The organism is Chloroflexus islandicus (genome assembly GCF_001650695.1).
In the GTDB taxonomy this organism is placed as follows: Bacteria; Chloroflexota; Chloroflexia; order Chloroflexales; family Chloroflexaceae; genus Chloroflexus; species Chloroflexus islandicus.
Window position 1 is genome coordinate 47,780 of record NZ_LWQS01000043.1, and the last position, 18,247, is coordinate 66,026.

Genomic DNA, 18,247 nt, shown 5'->3' on the forward strand with positions numbered 1-18,247 from the left:
GTGATATTGCAATCTCTTATCAGTCAGGGTCTATGCGTGTGGATCCGTGCCCCATTCCATCACCGCGCCAACCGGAGCGTATCGAGCACCCGGTCAAACAGCGCATTAGCGTAGAAGCCGTGCTTGAGATGGACATAGAACGCGCGCCACGCCGGCAGATTGGCGAGCGCCGGCAAAAAGGCGCTGAACGCCATCACCGCAACGAAGATGACCACCGCCGCGATCATCGCGACCATCACCGGCATGCTCAGCGCCGGATAAACCGCCACCGCCCCGCCGAGCAAGGCCTCAGCGGCCACTTCGAGCGCGAAGAAGGCAAGCGTCACCAAGACTGCCATCCCCATTGTGCGCGCGATAACGTAGAGGGGCGCTTTGCCGGTCGTACCCTTAACCAATAGGTAAGCGACAGCCGCCATAAAGATCGTGACCATCGCCGTCTCACCGGGCCGCTTGGTAATATCGATCCCGATCGCAGTCGCCACCGCGACAAACATCGCCACCGCCACCGCCATATTCGCCAGCAACGCCAGCGGGTTCGGCGCCTTATCCAGCTTCTGCGCGCCAGTATTGCGCACGTACTCGATAATGCTGCCCGACGAGAGGAAGGCGTGGGCCTTGTAGCACGAGTGGGCAATCAGGTGCATAATCGCCACCGTGTGCGCGCCAAAACCGCACAGCATCAACATAAAGCCCATGTGCGCCGCGCTGGAGTAAGCCAGCGACACCTTGACGCTGCTCTGGGTAATCATCGATGACGAGGCGAAGATGGCGGTAAAGCCACCGAGCACGATCAGTAAGATAAGCGCCGGCGTCGACAAGAAGACCAGCTCGCCAAACCGCACCACCAAGAAGATGCCAGCGTTAAGCAGACCAGCGTGCAGCAGAGCTGACACCGGCGTCGGCGTCTCCATCACCTCGAGCAACCAGCCATGGAAGGGGAACATTGCCGACTTCAGCGCCGCCGCGATCACAATCAAGATGGCGGCGGTTGCAGCGCCAGCCGGGATCACACCCGACGCCAACGCCGCACTGGTCGCGTCACGGAGCTGGCCCAAATCGGTCGTACCGAAGGTTTGCGCCAGCAGCACCGCTGCGCTAATCAGCGCCACATCGCCAACGCGGGCCACGATAAACTTCTTGCCCGCTGCCCGGATCGCGCGTGGCCGATCGGGGTAAAACACCAGCAGCTCGTGCAGAGCAAGGCTCATCGCAATCCACGCTGCCACCAACTGCCAGAGATTGCCGGCCATCACCATCAACAGCACGGCGCTGACCGTCAGGTACAAACGGATGAAAAAGAGCTTCTGGCGCGGATCACCATCGAGATAGTTCCGGCTAAACTGGATCAACAACGCGCCCAGCAGCGTCACCAACCACGACATCATCACACTGAGCGCATCGAGGCGCAGCGACAGCCCCACCTCGCCAATCCCGATCAACGGGCTGACCTGCGGGCCAGTGGTCAAGACCACGATCCCCAATGTGAGCATCAAGCCAAACGCGCCAATGCTCACCGCCCGCCCAACCTGAAACACCAGCTCAACCGAACGCAACAGGTTGAGCGCCGCCAACAGCGCCACAACCGCCAACGATAGCGGCGCAAGATATCCCAGAAGCGCCAACATCCCATCCATACCGTCGTTACCTCCCTGTGTATCAATGGTCGATAGTTGGATAGTATCATGCGGCTATCAATCAGTAAAATATATGTTTTTGCAAAATACGTTCGTTTTGATAGAATATTTAACGAGGGGTCATTGCAGCAGCGCATGCAATCTGGCATACTGGTGGTGGATGGGGCGCACGGCATCTATCCCACCGCAGGATGCAAGGGCGGACAGAACCTGTGATCGCAAATGCGGTTGATGGCGTTGGGATGCGGTGGTTTGCCCCCACCCCCAGCCCCTCCCCCGCTGGGTTCAAGAGCGGACAGAACAGATGAGCATAGATGCGGTTGATGGCGTTGGGATGCGGTGGTTTGCCCCCACCCCCAGCCCCTCCCTCGCTGGGGGAGGGGTGATGGGGAGTGCAGCACGGGGCTTTACGGTATCGCACAGCGATCCACGGTTGCAATCGATCACATGGTCTGCCCGCTCCTCAACTCACTGGTGCGGGAGAGGGGAGCGTAGAACCGAGCGTTGAGGCATCGCACAGCGATCGACAGTTCCATGTTCTGTCCGCACCTCAACAACGCAGGGCAGGAACCGCACAGCCGTGCGGTATTACGGTAGGCATATCAAAAATTATGTTGAATTATCATCATTTGCGGTATTTCTGGATCGTGGCCCACGAAGGCAACCTCACCCGGGCCGCGCGCAAGCACAACATCGCCCAATCGGCGCTGTCGATGCAGATCAGCGCGCTCGAAGATTATCTGGGCCAACCACTGTTCGAGCGAGTGGGTCGCCGGTTGGTGCTGACCGAAGCCGGCCATATTGCACTCGACTTTGCCGATGCGATCTTCGCCAAAGGCGATGAACTGCTCGGCACCTTTGGCCGCTTGGCCGAGACCCAGCAAAAGGTATTGCGCGTCGGCGCGCTGTCTACCCTCTCGCGCAATTTTCAGGTGCGCTTTCTGCGCCCGCTGCTGATCGATCTCGATATCAAGGTCATCATTCGCTCTGGCGCGCTCGATGACCTGCTCAACAGCCTCAAGCTGTACGATCTCGATGTGGTGCTGTCGGATGTGGCGCCTCCCCGCGATCAGTCCTCGCCGTGGATCATTCACGTGATCGACACGCAGCCGGTGGGCTTGATCGGCCATCCCCGCGCTGACCGGTATCAGAAACCAATTGACGAATTATTACGCACCGAGCCGCTCGTCGTGCCTTCGCCCGAATCGACGGTACGCGCCGGCTTCGACGCTCTGATGCACCGTTTAGGCATTGAACCGTGGATCGTGGCCGAAGCTGACGACATGGCCATGCTGCGGTTGATGGCGCGCGAACACAGCGGCTTGTCGGTGATGCCGCCAATCGTGGTCAAAGATGAACTCGACAACGGGATGCTGGTCGAGTATGCCGATTTGCCCGATCTCGCCGAGACCTTTTGCGCGATTACCCTTGTCCGGCGCTTCCCCAACCCGTTGTTAAGTCTTGTGTTGCCGAAACCGGCAGCGCCGGAATAGATGATGGCAACTATGACACCTACCCTTTTGATCAGCAAGATCATCCCACCGCGGCCCGCGCCTTCCACGATCGCGCGCCCGCACTTGGTGGCGCGCCTGAACGAAGGGCTGGCTGAGCAGCGCCGGCTGAGTCTGATCGCCGCCCCCGCCGGCTATGGCAAGACCACGCTCGCCGCCGCGTGGGCCGCGCAATGTTCCTGCCCCATCGCGTGGCTGGCGCTCGACGAAACTGACGACGACCCAATCCGGTTTGGCCTCTATTTCGTGGCGGCGCTGCAACGAGTCTACCCGCAGCTTGGAAATGACTTGCTGCCCATCTTGCGCGCCGGCCAATTCCCGCCCCCCGCAATCTTCGCGGCCACGATCCTCAACGAGCTTGCCACCCTCAACGAGGTTCTGGTCTGCGTGCTCGACGACTTCCACCTGATCCACGATCCGGCGATCTTGACGCTGGCCGAGCAGGTGTTAGCCCACGCGACGCCATCGTTCCACCTGATGCTCGTCACCCGCGAAGATCCGGCTATGCCGTTGGCCCGCTGGCGCGCGCGCAACCAGCTCACCGAGGTGCGCGCAGCCGATTTACGGTTTGACCGCGCCGAAACGATCGCCCTTCTCTGCGAACGGATGCGGTTGGCGTTAGATGACGCCGCTCTCGATCAGGTGCTCGAACGCACTGAGGGATGGCCGGCAGGGGTGCAACTCGCCGGATTATCATTGCAAGGGTCGCCCGATCCGGCCCGGTTGGTGGCGGAACTGAGCGGTTCACATCGGTTCATGCTCGGTTATCTTACTGAAGAGGTGCTGGCCCGCCAGCCGCCCGCTGTGCAAGAGTTTCTCTTGCAAACCTCCATCCTCGACCGGTTCACCAGCGAGTTGTGCGATGCCGTCACTGGCCGGACAGACAGCGCCGCGCTGATTGACTATCTCGTAGCCGCCAACCTGTTCCTCGTGCCGCAAGACCATACCGGCACGTGGCACCGCTATCACCGCCTGTTCGCCGAACTCTTGCAGACGCACCTGCGGCGCCGCTATCCCTCGCTCATTGCTCGGCTGCATCAACGCGCCAGTCATTGGCACGAAACGCAAGGCAGGCCGGTTGAGGCGATCGATCACGCGCTGGCCGCCAACGAGCAAGAACGGGTCATTGCGCTGCTCGAACGCCATGGCTGGGTATTGTTGAATGCCGGCTATACTCACGCCCTTGAACGTTGGTTGCACGCTTTGCCGGACGGCTGCCTTCAAACCAGCCCGCGCCTCTGCCTCGACTTCGGCTGGATGCGGCTCTTGCGCGGCCAGCTTGAACAGGTGGAGCCACTGCTCATACAGGCAGAAACCGCCTTCGCTGCCCAACCGCCTGCCAATGACGCGGCGCTACGGGCAGAGAGCTTGGCCTTGCGCGCCAATCTGAACCAAACGGTTGGGCGAATCACAGAAGCCATTACGGCGGCTGAGGCGAGTTTGGCAGCCAACCCCACCGGCAACGAACGAGTCGCCGGATTGGCGGCGCTGGCATTAGGTGGGGCCTACCGCCAGTTGCCCGACTTTACCAACGCCGTCGCCGCATTGCAACGCGCAGCGCAATCGGCGCGCACCGCCGGCGATCCCGTTACCGAAATGCTGGCGGTGGCGCACCTCACGCTGCTCGCAACGCAATACGGGCATTTGCGCCTCGCGGCGGCCACCGCCACCGCAGCGATCCAGCATCTAGAGCACAGCCAAACTGCGCCGCCGCCGATCTTTGGCGCAGTCTACGGCGCATTGGGGCTAGTGTTGTACGAATGGAACGATCTTCCCCGCAGCCGTGCATACCTTGAGCAAAGCATTCATTTGGGGACGTTAGCGGCGCACAATGCTTCGGTGATCTACAGCCAATGCACGCTTGCCCGCCTCTTGCAATCTGAAGGCGATCTGGCTGGAGCTGCCCACATCCTAGCCACTGCTGAAACATTGCTTGGACAAGGTGCGCCAGCGTGGGTGCGGCCCGAACTGCTTGCGCAACAGGTTGCACTAGCGCTGGCCACCGGCGACCTCGCCACCGCGACGGCGCACCTCCGGCGCTGCGGCATCACGCCTGATGAACCGGCCACCCATCGTACCCTGCTCATCCATCTAAGCTGGTTGCGTCTGCTGCTGGCGCAACGCGATCCGCGCGCCGCCGATGTAGCCCAACACCTGATCAGTGTCGCCGAGACGACCGGACGGTACGATATCTTACTGCGCACCCTTATCCTGAGCGCGCAATGCCGCCAGCACGACCAGCCAACCGCGACGCGCCTGCTCAACCGCGCGCTCGCGATTGCCGAAGCGGAAGGCTATGTCCGCATCTTCCTTGAAGCCGGCGAGGCGATCAGCAATCTGCTGCGCCAGATTGATTGCCCGCCATGGCTGGCGATCCATCTGCCGTCACCGGCGCCAGCAGCGCCCCGCCAGATAACCGCCGCCGGCTTTGAACCGCTGAGCGAACGCGAAGCGACCGTGCTGCGCTTATTGGCGCAAGGTCTGACCTATGCCGCGATCGCCGAGCACTTGGTTATCAGCGTCAACACCGTGCGCTTCCACGTCAAGACCATCTACGGCAAACTGGCGGCCAACAACCGCACCCACGCCGTGGCGCGCGCGCGTGAGCTTGGCTGGCTGTAGCGCACAACTACATCATTTCCGCCGCACGGACTACATCTTCGTGTAGTCCGTTTTGTTTGGCCCAGAGATACACTGGAGCCAACACGAAAGGAAGCGCGCAATGAACAGCCACCCCACCATTGCTGATCAGCAACCGTACTGCCTCATCCTGCGCGGACGGATTGACGAAGAGTTTGTGATCGCCTGTTGCCCGCCGGGAGCTGTCTTGAGCTACGCCGGCGCGACCAGCCGTATCGCGCCGATCCAGACCGATCAGGCCGGCATCCTCGGTCTCTTGCGCCACCTGCACAATCTGGGATACGTGATACTAGCCTTCACGCACGAAGAAGGAGCATCATTATGCCGGCCCAACCCATCTCCCGCCGCCGCTTCCTCACAGTCGCCGGTCTGAGCGTTGCCGGCGCGACGCTGGCCGGCGCCGGATTAACGGTTGCCGCAACCCAAACGCCAGTGATTGACCACCCTACCGTCACCTTAGAAGGAGCAACTCCGATGAGCAAACGCATTCTCGTGACGTATGCCACCCGCGCCGGTTCGACTGCCGAAATTGCCGCCGCGATCGGTGAAAGCCTTGCTGCGCGCGGCTATGCCGTCGATGTCAAACCGGTGAACGAGCAACCGGCGTTGGCAGGCTATACCACGGTGATTATCGGCAGCGCGATTCGCATTGGCAACTGGTTGCCTGAGGCGATCGAGTTCGTGAAGAGACATCAGGCCACCCTGAGCGGGCTACCGGTCGCGCTCTTCACCGTTCACCTGCGCAACACCGGCGATGATGAAGCTAGCCAAACCGCCCGCACCGCCTATCTCAACGCCGTGCAACCGTTCGTGCCACACGCCGAAACGGTCTATTTCAGCGGCAAGATGGACTTCAGCCGCCTGTCGTGGCTTGACCGGATGATTGCCAAGATGGTTGGCGCGGTCGAGACCGATGAACGCGATTGGAACCAGATCCGCGGCTGGTTGCCGGTAGGATTGTGACCTGAGGAGACGATCATGCCTACGCAACGCATCTTGAACTGGCTGGTGCCGATTATTGGCGGGTTAGCGGCGGTCGCTGCGCTGGCCGGCCTCTGGCCCGCCAGCGGCACACCGTACCCACTGACAACCTTCCGTGGCGAGCAGGTAATGATCAACGCCCGTGGCCTCTACTACTGGGACACGGTTAGCTCGGCAGCGCAGATGCAAGCCAACGATGCGGTGATGCTGGCATTGGGTGTGCCGTTGTTGGCTGTCTCACATGCGCTCAGCCGGCGCGGTTCGTTGCGCGCTCGCTTGCTATTGGCCGGCACGCTCGGCTTCATCCTCTACACGTACCTCACGATGTGCGTTGGCGCACAATACAACCCGCTCTTCCTTGTTTACACCGCTCTCTTCAGCCTTAGTCTCTTCGCCTTGATCATCGTGATCAGCTCGTTTGATCTTGCCACGCTGCCCAGCCACTTCGCTGACAACCTGCCCCATGGCCCGATCGCCGTCCTACTCTTTCTCACCGCCGCTTTTCTGACCGTCGCATGGCTAGGCCGGATCGCGGCCAGTTTCGGGCCAGACGCCATTCCCGTCTTAGAAAACACCACCAGTATGTTCATCCAAGCGCTCGATCTGGCCATCATCGCACCGTTGGGAGTGCTTGGCGGCAGCTTGCTCTTGCGCCGGCACGCGGTGGGATACCTGCTAACCGCGATCGGGTTGGCCAAGTTTCTCACCCTCGGTACCGCAGTGAGCTTGATGGCATGGAACATGGCCCGCGTGGGAGTGGCCATCAGTCCAGCCGAACTGGTCATCTTCCCGGCGCTGACGCTAGCAGGGATGCGTATGACCGCCATCTTGCTCACGCACGTGAAAGAGTAAGCTATGAAAACGCCATTCTGGCGCACCAGCAGCGTGATCGGCGGCCTCGCGCTAGGCTTGCTGATCCTTACCCGCCTGATCAGCGAACTATCGTTCTGGCTGGCGGAACCGCTATATTACCAATGGCGCCAGCTTGATCCGGACAACAGCTTTCTCATGATCACGTTGCATCATCTCTGGCAAGGGAGCATCGCGCTGCTGGTGATTATCGTTATTGCGCGCAACATACGCTTGCTCACATCAATATCGCATTCAACCCGCTGCGGATCACGCATTGCAACCTCTTGCAACAGCTCACCTGCCTGATCTTTGGCGTTGGCTGTTCACGCGCACCGGCAACCTGCTGGGACAATCCTCGCCCATCATTTGGCGTGATCATCACCACCGGCACTGGTCTCTTCCTGCCGTTTGCAACGCAACCGGCGCCTGTCAGCCGGCAACCATTGCAGTGGTACGATTAGGGCAATGGTTGCCGGTATGTTACGTGCCAAGGTATCGTATGCGCCAGCTAACGTCCCCTCTCATCCTACTTGCCACCCTGTTCGTGCTCATTGGCGGGCGCGCGCTACTCACAACCGCGTTTCCCGTTCCGCGCACATTTGATCTGCTCGACACCGTGATCGTGACGGTCGCGTTGTGGGTCATCTCTCGCAACGTCCAGACGCTCCAACGGCGCGATTGGGCGCTGGCGATCGGGGCAGGGCTGCTCGTGGGCGGGACAATGCCGTTGACCACGCTCTTTTCACCATACCCGTTCTTCGGCCTGATCGACGGCGCAGCGGCGCAAGGCCTGTTGCGCGGCCTCTTCACGACGATCGCTCTGCTCGGCGGGCTAGCGGTGATGCGCCAAGGCGGGCCAGTACCGTGCCGCCTCGCCGCCGGCGATTGGCGCCAAACCAGCCAGAGCATCGGGCTGGGACTCGCAATCGGGTTGCCGTTCGCGGCGGTGAATATAGTTGGGTTACAATTAACCCAGCATCAGCCGATCCAGTGGCAATCGCCAATTGCCGCGATCATTGACGCGCTCCAGCCAGCCATCGTCGAAGAGACGCTCTACCGGTTTGCGCTGTGGGGCTGGCTCTGGCAGCGACTGCGCACACAACCGCCGGCGCAAGCCGTCTGGTTGGCCGGTCTCCTCGCAACGTTGGCCCACGCTTATGCTCACGTTGATGATCTCTGGTTAAGCGCGCCGCTGATAGGGTTCGTCATAGGAGGCGCGCTCGCGCTCGTATGGGGCGTACCGGCGTTGCTGCTGGCCCGCCGCTATGGTCTTGAGGCTGCCATCGCCTTCCACTGGATGCAGGATGCCGTCCGTTTTATCGCTGGGTTCTGAATCGTTGCTGTAGGATGGAGTAGGGGTATGAAATACTGGCTTTTCTTGATGATCGCTATCGTATCTGAGGTGATAGCAACCTCGGCATTAAAAGCGAGCGCCGGCTTTACCCGCCTCTTGCCATCGGTGATTGTGGTCGTTGGCTACGCGATCTCGTTTTACGCGATGTCGCTCGCATTAGAAGCGATTCCCGTCGGGATTGCTTACGCGATCTGGTCAGGGATTGGAATCATCTTAATCACCGCCATTGCGTGGATGCTGTACGGTCAAGAACTCGATCTATGGGCAATTATCGGCATTGGTTTCATCATTATTGGGGTGGTGATTCTCAATGCCCTATCAAAAGTTGAAGTGTAATCAACACAATGACTGTTTTGTCATTGACTCGGGTGATGCGCAATGATACAATCACGCTGTGATTTATCCCGCAAAACCCGGCACTATGATGAAACAAGCGATCCTGCGGCAATCGATCCAGCTTGCTGCGCTGATGCGGATGTTTCCGACAAATCTTACCCCGCTTGAACAGTTACGCGGGTTGATCCAACAGCTTCATCCGCTGGCGCCACCCACCCCCTTTATCCGAATCGGCCCGCACGGCGACGGCGGCTACCTTGTACCCGACGATCTTGCTGGTATTGTCGCCTGTTTCTCTCCCGGCGTCGGCCCCATTTCTGAATTTGAACGCGCATGCGCCGAGCGCGGCATGCGCGTCTTTATGGCTGACGCCTCGGTTGATGGGCCGGCTACCCCGCATCCGGCATTTCAGTTTAGTAAGTTGTTTGTTGGTGCGCTCAATACTGATCAGTTCATCACATTGGAGGAGTGGGTCCACCAATCGCTGCCTGACGAGCCAGCCGCCGATCTGCTCTTGCAAATGGACATCGAGGGATCAGAATACGAGGTGCTGTTGGCGACGCCGCCGGCCCTACTCAACCGCTTCCGGATCATTGTCGCCGAGTTTCACCATCTTGACCAGTTGTTCAACAAGTGGTTCTTCCACACCGCTGGCCGCGCGCTCGAGAAGCTGCTCCAAACCCATGCCTGCATTCATATTCACCCCAATAACCGGCGCGGGATAGTGCAGCTAGGCGATATTACAATCCCGCCGACGATGGAGTTCACCTTTCTGCGCCGCGACCGGCTGCGCGGCGCGCAATTTCGGCGCGACTTTCCGCACCCGCTCGACAGCGACAACACCGGCAGAGGAAGCATCCCCCTGCCAGCGTGCTGGTACCGGGCCGGTTAGCGCCGGCGCATTACCCATACTGCGCCAAAAAGCCACTGAGCAAGCCCCGGAAGGGACGCACTGCTTCGATATGGGGAAAGTGGCCACACTGCGGGATCACAACTAATTGCGCACCGGGAATTTCACGGCGGGCAGTTTCGGCGTTGTGCAGGGAAAAGACCCGATCCTGCGTCCCCCAGATGAGCAAGGTCGGCGCGCGAACCTCATGCAACCGTACACGCAAGCCAGTCAAGGTGAGATCGGTCGCCGCATACCGCCGGCTTAGCGCCGTCAACGCGCGCCGGTTAGCCGCGCCGCTAATCGCCTCGCGCCCGCGTTCGATCAGTTCGGCATTCACATGCGGCGCCGGGTTATGGAAAGCAGCCGACAAGAACGCGCGCACCACCGCCGGGTGCGCCGACAGCCAGAGGATCGTCTCGCCGATCACTGGCCAGCCGCCAATAATTGTCAGCGGCGATGGCTCGACAAAGCCATCGGTCGCGACTAACGCCAGCCGCGTCACCCGATCGGGATGGCGGATAGCCGTCGCCAGCGCGTATTTGCCACCCATAGAATGGGCAACGAAGGTAGCCCGTTCGATACCGAGAGCTGCCAGCAGCCCGGCGTAGAGATCGCTCTGCAACACCAAGCCATACGGCGCGTTAGCCGGCTTCTCAGAGCGGCCAAAGCCCAACGCATCAACCGCCAGCGCCCGGTAGCCGTGTTCGGCCAACCACGCTACGGTCGGCGCCCAATCGGCGCACGAGCCGGCAAACCCGTGCAAGAGGAGTACTGCTGGCCCATGCCCGGCTTCGATCCAGTGCAACTGGTACCCGTTGACTCGCAACCAGCGTGAACGCATTGCCTCACCTCAATGTATCGATGGAACCGGCAGGAGTATACCACGCTCCCGGCGTGTCAGTGCGCACCGCTGCTAGCGACGCCATTCCCCGCGAGGGCGGGAGGGGTATCTGAGCGGGTTGGTTTCGCTGAAGCGGGAGATTGCTTCGGGGGCTGCGCCCCCTCGCAATGACAAACAGCCCCCACCCGGCGACGCCTTCCCCGCCGAGCCCGGGAGAGATGCCTAAACAGGTTAGTTCCGCTCAAGCGGGAGATTGCTTCGGTCGGGCCACCCGCCTGCGCCGGCTACCGCCGCTCCCTCGCAATGACAAACAGCCCCCGCCCGGCGACGCCATCCCCGCCGAGCACGGGAGAGATGCCTAAACAGGTTAGTTCCGCTCAAGCGGGAGATTGCTTCGGTCGGGCCACCCGCCTGCGCCGGGTGCCGCCGCTCCCTCGCAATGACAAACAGCCCCCGCGCGCCTCTGTGAAACAGGAATGCATAATATGTTTGGCAAAAGACCCAAACATGGAGTTTACAGACCACCAAGGAACCGGTAAAGTACATTATCATACCTTACAGCCACCTCCGAGCTCACGCGAGGGTAAGCAGGCGAGGGCAGGGCCGGGTTGGAAGTGATGAACGCTTGATAACACCTTGCGAGCAGGATAGGCCCGGTGATCCTATGCGGGTGGCGGGAACGAGGTCATACCGGCAACGTTATGAGCGATCTGATCGACATCTTGCAAACGCTGGCTGAACGATCCGGGCGATCGCCATCGCCGCTCATCGCGCTGCGCCGGATTCCCGCCGCCGGCGGCGCGCGCATTAGCCACTTGCCGGTCGATCAGGCGCTGAACGAGGCATGGGTGCGCGCGATTGGCACCCCGTTTTTTCAAGCCCAATCGATCGCACTGGCCGCCCTCCGGCGCGGCGCGCCGTTTGCGATCACCGGCAGCGGCTTGCTCAGCCGGGCTAGTTTGCATCTGTTGGCGCTTGATCTGCTGCGCAACGAAGCGAACTCTACCGCGCTATTGATTACACCCGACGCCGATCAAGCATTGCTGCACGAGCGCGAAGCGACGGCGCTCGCGCGCTTTTGCCAGCCGGCACTTGCCATCGCAGCGACCAACGGCGCGAAGCGCCGCGCTGCGCCGGCGGCCCGGCTGGTCGTCACAACGCTGCCCGAAGTGCATGGCGTGCTGCTCCGCTTTCACGACCGCGCATGGCGCTACTTCTGGCGCCAGTTGCGTTTGGTGGCGGTTGCCGATCTCCATACCTATTACGGCATCGCCGCCAGCCACCTCAGTATGATCCTGCTCCGTGCCAGCCGGCTCACGCCGCACCCCCTCGCACTCGGCGGCTCGGTCGCGCCGGTCAGCGGCGCTGAAGCGGCGCTGCATCTGCTCAGCGGGCGCGAATGGCGGGTCACGTCAGCGAACGATTTGCCCCATCCGGCCACCACGCTGGCTCTCTGGCAGAGCGACGGCGAGCGCCACAGCGAGATCACGCGGCTGGCTGAAACCTTCCTTGCGGCTGGCGCCAGCGTGCATGTGGTCGCTTCCCCCTATGAAATCGGCCACGTGCGGACAGCCGTCGCCGCTGAGCGGTTTAGTGCCGGAACCAGCCCGCTCCCGGCCCACGTGCAGATCGTAACCGGCGCTCAGACCGGTGCTGCGCTGCAGGCTGCACTCGACAGCGGAGCCGCGCTCGTGATTCTGCTGTTGGGGCGCGGGGTCAGCGAACCGGCCCTGCAACGGCTGGCCGTGACCGATATGGCCATGTGGCCGTTGCTGCAACCACCGGTATGGCCGCCAGCGCCGCTGAACCCGTTTGTCGCCGCGCTCCATCTGGTCTGCGCTGCTAGCGAGCAACCGTTGCGCGACGAGGAGATCCAGCAGTGGCAACTCACGGCGATTGTCGAACGGCTCGCAGCGCAGCAGCATCTCTATCGCCTGCCCGATCGGACGCCGATCTGGTTGCCGGGAACCCAAAGCGACCCGTATATTCCCCTCGCGCTGCATGCCGCCGGCATGGAACCGCTCCATCTGCTTGATGAACAAGGGCGCGAGACCGGGATGGTCGATCCATCCATTGCCGGTCGTTGGGTGCATCCGGCTGCCGCGCTGCCGCCATTATGCGGCGGGCAACAGGTCATCGCACGTGACGACGAGCACGGCACGGTGACGCTGGCCGCCCGCGCTGGCCGGCGCACCCTGCCGCTGCGCCGTTGTCAGGTACGGATTCGGGATGAATGGGCGCAGCGCGAATTGCGTCGCGCACGCGGCGGCAGAGGGCCGCAGGTAGGATGGGGACGGGTCACGATTGAAGAGACGACGTATGCCTACCGCGAGCAGGTTGGGCGGAACCCGGCCCAAGAACGCGCGCTGGCGGAACCGCTCACCCAACAATGGAATAGTCCGGCGATCTGGGTACGTCTCACCCAGCCGCTGCATGTGACCGGCCAATTGGCCGGATGGTCGTGTGTCGCCGCCATTGCGCTGCGCACGCTGGCCCGGCTGGAAGATTGCGTGACCGCGTATGATCCGGCCACCCAGCATCTGTACTTTGTTGATGCCCAACCGAACGGCAACGGCTTGGCGGAATGGCTGTACGAGCAGATCGAGAGTATTCTGCCGCTGGCTTATGATATTGCCCTCGATCAACGCACCGATCCGCTGTTCGAGCCGCTGGCCCGCACCGATATGGATTGGCTGCTGGCGGTGTTGGGTGGTGAAGCGGAAGTAGCGATTCCAATGCCGTCATTGCCGCCGGCCAAGGCCAGCCGCGCGCCAGAGCCGCCTGCTCGCACCGAACCGCCTGCCCGCGCTGAGCCGCCTACTCGTGCGTCAGAACCCCCTGCCCGTGTGCCAGAGCCGCCTGCTCGTGCGTCAGAACCCCCTGCCCGCGCGCCAGAGCCGCCTGCTCGCACCGAACCGCCTGCCCGCGCTGAGCCGCCTACTCGTGCGTCAGAACCCCCTACCCGTGCGCCAGAGCCGCCTGCCCGCGCGCCTGAGCCGCCCGCCCGCGCTGAACCACCTGCCCGTGCGCCTGAGCCTTCCCCTCGCGCTGAGCCGCCCGCCCGTGCGCCTGAGCCGCCTGCCCGCGCTGAGCCGCCTGCCCGCGCGCCTGAGCCTTCCCCTCGCGCTGAGCCGCCTCCTCGTACTGCCCGTGCCAGCGGCAACCCGCGCAACCGGTACAGCCGGCCACCCGAACGGACGCCGGTGCGCAATCAACCTGATCGCTCACCGCCGGCGCAGCCAGCCACCCCGCCGCCAGCCGAAGAGCCAACCATGCCCGACGCCGAAGCGATACTGGCCCGTCTGCGCCAACGCCGCGCTCGCGCCGAACCCGCCGCACCGGCTACGCCGCAACCAGCCGCTAGCGTCCCGTCGCCCGAACCGCGCTTCCAGCCCGGTGACCGGATCATCTGTATGCCGTATGGAGCCGGGAAAGTCCGCTTCAGCATGTTCAGCGGCGATCGCGAAATCCTCTTGGTTGAATTTGATGAGCACGGTGAACTCCGCATCGATCCCTCGGTCAACATTGTCCGCCGTCTCCCGCCAGAGGAGCCTGATCAAGATGAGTAGCAGCTATGTCCAATCCTGTCACGCTTTACCTGCCACTCTTGACCCATACCGACCCGCTGGTGCGCCGGCAAGCCACCACGATTCTGCTTACCCACTATGGCAACCGCGCCCTTACCTACTTGCGCCGCTTACTCGACGATCCGGCGCTGAGTGAACAAGCGCGGACAGCCTTAACCAACATCGGTGACATCACCGGCCTGCGGGTCGAACTCCGTCCATTCCGTGGCGTCTACGTGCGCTGTCTTGGCGACTTCCAAGTCTTTATTGACAGCCGCCCGATTGAGCCGGACGAATGGGGGCAAAGCGATGGCGGGAAGGCCGGCGGGCGCAAGGTACAAGGCATCTTTGCCTATCTAGTGCATTGCGGCTCCAGCGGAGCCACGCGCAGCGAGATTGCGGCGGCAATTTGGGGCGGCGCAGCCAGCGCCAGCAGCATTGCCCGCACCCTGACTGCCTTGCGGCAAGTGCTACACCACTGCGGCGGCAGTGATCTCGCGACACACCTGCTGCGTACCGACCGGCAACGCTGCACGCTCAACACTGACCTGTACCGCAGTGATGCTGATCTGCTCGAACGGACATTCGATCTCGCCGCCAAGACTGCCGACGAACAGGGCCTTGAGGCAGCGATCTCGTCCTACCAATACGTACTCGATTTGTACGACGGGCCGTACATGGAAGGGATTGCCGGCGCGCAGCAGTGGGCCGCCGAACGGCGAGCGAGCCTGCTCAGCAAGACGGTGCTGGCCGGCGAACGGCTGGCTGCCCACGCCTATAACGTCGGCAACGACCAGCAATGCTTGCACTATTGCCAGCGCGTCTTAAGCCTCGAACCACGCGCAGCCGCTGTGGTGAACTGGCACTTACGCGCCAGCCACCGGCTCGGTTTGCCGGTAGAGATGCAGCGCATCTACCAGCGCTACCTCGCCGCCGCCGGCATCAACCCGCGCCGCAAACGCGATGATCCGGTCGTGCAGCTCTACCACGAATTAGCGGAGTAGAGCGATGAAGCGCTGCGTCGCCGCTACGATTCGCCTAGCCCACCCTGTAGCTCGGCGACGCGAGCGCGAAACTCATCGCTCACCGGCACACTGCGCCCGGCAGCGTAATCGTAGGCCACCAACACCGACTGCGCTGTCGCGATCAGCGCGCCATCGCCAAGCCGGGCAATCGCGTACTCCATGGTAAAACTCTTGCCGCCGATCCGGCTGACCCGCACGCCAACCAGCAACTCATCACCAAAATGGGCCGGCGCTTTGTAGCGAATCGTCAGTTCAGCCAGAATGATCCCCAACCGGTCGAGCGAGCCGCCCACCAGCCGCTGGTAATAGGCGATCCGGGCCGATTCGAGATACGTCGCATAGACCGAATTGTTGACATGGCCAAGCGCATCAAGATCGCGAAAGCGGACTTCAATCGGATAATGAAACGGATATTCGGCCAGCACTGCCGGCACCGGACGAGTCATGCCCTTACTCCTCGTATCACTCTTCATTTCCCAACAACTACCCAGTTACTCTCTGGTATAATGGCGCACAACAAACGCCGACCTGCTCATGTCCATCCCAACCCATTCCAAAACCATGACTGGCAAGGAAACAGATATGTCAGCAAATAAAGGCACCATCTTCATCATCGACGATGATCTCGGCCTCCAGAGTATTTTGTCATTCGCCCTGCGCAACGCTGGCTACGAGGTGGTGTTGGCCCGCGACGGCCTCGAAGGGTTGCGAATGCTCGAAAACCTCTCGCCTAGCCTCGTCTTGAGCGATATTATGATGCCCAACATGGATGGCGTCGAGACATTCCAGCGCATCAAAGAGCGCCTGCAAGACGATGGCATTCCCATCATTCTGATGACGGCGCTCAGCCGCAAGCCGTGGTTTGCCGATCTTGAGGCTGAAGGCGCCGTGATTATTCAGAAGCCGTTCGAGATATCGCATCTCGTCGATCTTATTGAGCGGACGTTGAGTTAAGCGCGGCAAAATGCGGGTGCAGCCGCGCATACGTTTCATCCAGCGCTTCAGGGATCAGCTTCGTGCCGCCAATCACTGGCATAAAATTGTTGTCGCCGTTCCAGCGCGGCACGATGTGCATGTGCAGATGATCGGCGATCCCGGCGCCGGCCACACGCCCCAAATTCATGCCAACGTTGAAGCCGTGGGGCGCATACTCACCCTGAATGATCGCAACGCACTGTTGCGTCAATGCAAACAATTCCCCAGCAACATTACTATCAAGCGTCGTAAGATCGGCAACGTGCAGATACGGCACCACCATCAAGTGGGCCGTATTGTAGGGGTAGAGGTTCATCACCACGAAACAGTGCCGCCCCCGGTAGAGCACCAACCGTTCGGCATCACTTGCGCTTTCAGCAGCGGCAATCGCGCAAAATACGCATCCCTCGTCAGGTTCACCACGCTTGATATACCGCATGCGCCACGGCGTGTACTTAATCTCCATCACGACTCCTGCACGTTTGCGCGCAAAAAGGCTTCGATAAACGGATCAATATCACCATCGAGCACGGCTTGGACGTTGCTCGTCTCATAATCGGTGCGATGGTCTTTGACCAGCGTCGAGGGGTGGAGGTAATAGGTACGCATCTGGTTGCCGAACGCCGCCTCGCGATACTCGCCGCGCAGCCGAGCCCGCTCTTCGGCTTGCCGCTGCAATTCACGTTCGAGCAAGCGGGCGCGCAAAACGCGCAGCGCCGTTTCGCGGTTCTGAATCTGCGAGCGCTCGTTTTGGCACGTCACCACAATCCCGGTCGGCAGGTGGGTAATGCGCACCGCCGAGTCGGTCGTATTGACCCCCTGCCCGCCATGGCCGCCGCTGCGAAAGACATCAATCCGCAGATCTTCCGGCTTGATCTCCACCTCCGGCGCATCGTCCACTTCCGGCATCACCTCGACGCGGGCAAAGCTGGTTTGGCGGGTATGGGCCGCGTTAAAGGGCGAGAGCCGGATCAAGCGATGCACGCCGGCTTCGGCGCGGGCATAGCCGTAGGCATACGGGCCACGAATCTCGATCGTCGCACTCTTGATCCCCGCCTCTTCGCCTTCGCTTAGATCAATCAGATTGACGGTATAACCGCGCCGCTCGGCCCAACGGGTGTACATGCGCAAGAGCATCGCGGCCCAATCTTGGGCATCGGTGCCACCCATGCCGGCCTGTATCGAAAGAAAGGCGTCGCGATCGTCGTAAGGGCCGCTGAGTAGCACCTCTAGCTCACGCTGTTCGACCTCGTGCTGGATGGCGCGCAATTCGGCGGCCAGATCGCCAGCCAGCGACTCGTCACCTTCCAGCTCGGCCAGCTCGATCAGCTCGGCGAGACTCGTGATCCGGCGCTCAAGATCGTTCCACAGCGTGACCTCTTCTTTCAGCCGGGTCAGCCGCTGCATAATCTCTTGCGCGGTGCGTGGCGCATTCCACAGATCGGGATCGGCAGCGCGGGCTTCGAGCTGCTCGATCTCGGATTGCTTAGCCGCTAAGTCAAAGATGCCCCCGCAAATTGGCAAACCGTTCGCGGACTGTTTCGAGTTCGTCGTGCAATTCGGCTAGCATAGTCGCTCCTTAGACGGATGATTCGCATCACGTGCGGGCATAGCAGGCTATGCCCCATAGGCACAGCAGC

The 18,247-nt window shown here is 61.6% G+C and carries 18 protein-coding genes; 13 read left to right on the plus strand and 5 right to left on the minus strand.

The annotated features are described in order from the left end of the window. Positions 1-59 precede the first annotated feature (59 nt). Positions 60-1,634: a proton-conducting transporter transmembrane domain-containing protein gene (locus tag A6A03_RS07205; RefSeq protein WP_066785602.1), complete on the minus strand. Its 1,575-nt coding sequence runs from the start codon at positions 1,632-1,634 to the stop codon at positions 60-62. Between the two features lie 611 nt (positions 1,635-2,245). Here A6A03_RS07205 and A6A03_RS07210 point away from each other — a divergent pair. The 10 genes from A6A03_RS07210 (at position 2,246) to A6A03_RS07250 (ending at position 10,200) form a co-directional block, all read left to right on the plus strand. After that, complete coding sequence (locus A6A03_RS07210) at positions 2,246-3,127, plus strand: LysR family transcriptional regulator (RefSeq protein WP_066785605.1); 882 nt, start codon at positions 2,246-2,248, stop codon at positions 3,125-3,127. A 12-nt stretch (positions 3,128-3,139) separates the two neighbouring features. Beyond that, a complete protein-coding gene (locus A6A03_RS20600) occupies positions 3,140-5,767 on the plus strand; it encodes a winged helix-turn-helix domain-containing protein (protein WP_066785607.1) in 2,628 nt (875 codons plus the stop codon). A 100-nt stretch (positions 5,768-5,867) separates the two neighbouring features. Further along, positions 5,868-6,158, plus strand: a complete 291-nt coding sequence (locus A6A03_RS07220) for a hypothetical protein (protein ID WP_066785608.1) — start codon at positions 5,868-5,870, stop codon at positions 6,156-6,158. Beyond that, positions 6,107-6,748 (plus strand): flavodoxin domain-containing protein, encoded by a 642-nt coding sequence (locus A6A03_RS07225; RefSeq protein ID WP_082908935.1) that lies wholly within the window; start codon positions 6,107-6,109, stop codon positions 6,746-6,748. The genes A6A03_RS07220 and A6A03_RS07225 overlap by 52 nt, the downstream gene beginning before the upstream one ends. A 15-nt stretch (positions 6,749-6,763) precedes the next feature. Further along, positions 6,764-7,618 carry a hypothetical protein gene (locus tag A6A03_RS07230; protein WP_082908936.1) on the plus strand — a complete coding sequence of 285 codons (855 nt, stop codon included), beginning with the start codon at positions 6,764-6,766 and terminating at the stop codon, positions 7,616-7,618. Positions 7,619-7,621: 3 nt separating this feature from the next. Beyond that, complete coding sequence (locus tag A6A03_RS07235) at positions 7,622-7,924, plus strand: hypothetical protein (protein WP_066785610.1); 303 nt, start codon at positions 7,622-7,624, stop codon at positions 7,922-7,924. Further along, positions 7,903-8,079, plus strand: coding sequence for a hypothetical protein (locus A6A03_RS20335; RefSeq protein ID WP_156525293.1), 177 nt, complete (start codon positions 7,903-7,905; stop codon positions 8,077-8,079). The genes A6A03_RS07235 and A6A03_RS20335 overlap by 22 nt, the downstream gene beginning before the upstream one ends. Positions 8,080-8,117: 38 nt before the next feature. Next, a complete protein-coding gene (locus A6A03_RS07240) occupies positions 8,118-8,951 on the plus strand; it encodes a CPBP family glutamic-type intramembrane protease (RefSeq protein WP_066785612.1) in 834 nt (277 codons plus the stop codon). 27 nt (positions 8,952-8,978) lie between these two features. Continuing rightward, positions 8,979-9,308, plus strand: a complete 330-nt coding sequence (locus A6A03_RS07245) for a DMT family transporter (RefSeq protein WP_066785614.1) — start codon at positions 8,979-8,981, stop codon at positions 9,306-9,308. An 88-nt stretch (positions 9,309-9,396) separates the two neighbouring features. Continuing rightward, complete coding sequence (locus A6A03_RS07250) at positions 9,397-10,200, plus strand: class I SAM-dependent methyltransferase (RefSeq protein WP_066785670.1); 804 nt, start codon at positions 9,397-9,399, stop codon at positions 10,198-10,200. A 10-nt stretch (positions 10,201-10,210) separates the two neighbouring features. On the opposite strand, the gene A6A03_RS07255 is transcribed toward A6A03_RS07250, so the two are convergent. Beyond that, complete coding sequence (locus A6A03_RS07255; RefSeq protein ID WP_066785617.1) at positions 10,211-11,041, minus strand: alpha/beta fold hydrolase; 831 nt, start codon at positions 11,039-11,041, stop codon at positions 10,211-10,213. Positions 11,042-11,742: 701 nt separating this feature from the next. Between A6A03_RS07255 and A6A03_RS07260 the strand changes: the two genes are divergently transcribed. Together A6A03_RS07260 and A6A03_RS07265 are read left to right on the plus strand one after the other, a co-directional pair. Then, complete coding sequence (locus A6A03_RS07260) at positions 11,743-14,610, plus strand: helicase (protein ID WP_066785620.1); 2,868 nt, start codon at positions 11,743-11,745, stop codon at positions 14,608-14,610. A gap of 5 nt (positions 14,611-14,615) precedes the next feature. Then, a complete protein-coding gene (locus tag A6A03_RS07265) occupies positions 14,616-15,611 on the plus strand; it encodes an AfsR/SARP family transcriptional regulator (protein WP_066785623.1) in 996 nt (331 codons plus the stop codon). Positions 15,612-15,634: 23 nt separating this feature from the next. Here A6A03_RS07265 and A6A03_RS07270 read toward each other — a convergent pair whose 3' ends face one another. Then, positions 15,635-16,078 (minus strand): acyl-CoA thioesterase, encoded by a 444-nt coding sequence (locus tag A6A03_RS07270; RefSeq protein ID WP_066785627.1) that lies wholly within the window; start codon positions 16,076-16,078, stop codon positions 15,635-15,637. A gap of 136 nt (positions 16,079-16,214) precedes the next feature. Between A6A03_RS07270 and A6A03_RS07275 the strand changes: the two genes are divergently transcribed. Then, entirely contained in the window at positions 16,215-16,586 is a 372-nt protein-coding gene (locus A6A03_RS07275) for a response regulator (RefSeq protein WP_066785628.1), read from the plus strand. On the opposite strand, the gene A6A03_RS07280 is transcribed toward A6A03_RS07275, so the two are convergent. Then, positions 16,564-17,073: an HIT family protein gene (locus A6A03_RS07280; RefSeq protein WP_066785631.1), complete on the minus strand. Its 510-nt coding sequence runs from the start codon at positions 17,071-17,073 to the stop codon at positions 16,564-16,566. The genes A6A03_RS07275 and A6A03_RS07280 overlap by 23 nt on opposite strands. Beyond that, a protein-coding gene (gene prfB, locus A6A03_RS07285) for a peptide chain release factor 2 (protein WP_245668874.1) occupies positions 17,073-18,177 on the minus strand; the annotation gives its coding sequence in 2 pieces (ribosomal slippage) (positions 17,073-18,107 and positions 18,109-18,177; 1,104 coding nt in all). The genes A6A03_RS07280 and prfB overlap by 1 nt, the downstream gene beginning before the upstream one ends. Positions 18,178-18,247: the final 70 nt, after the last annotated feature.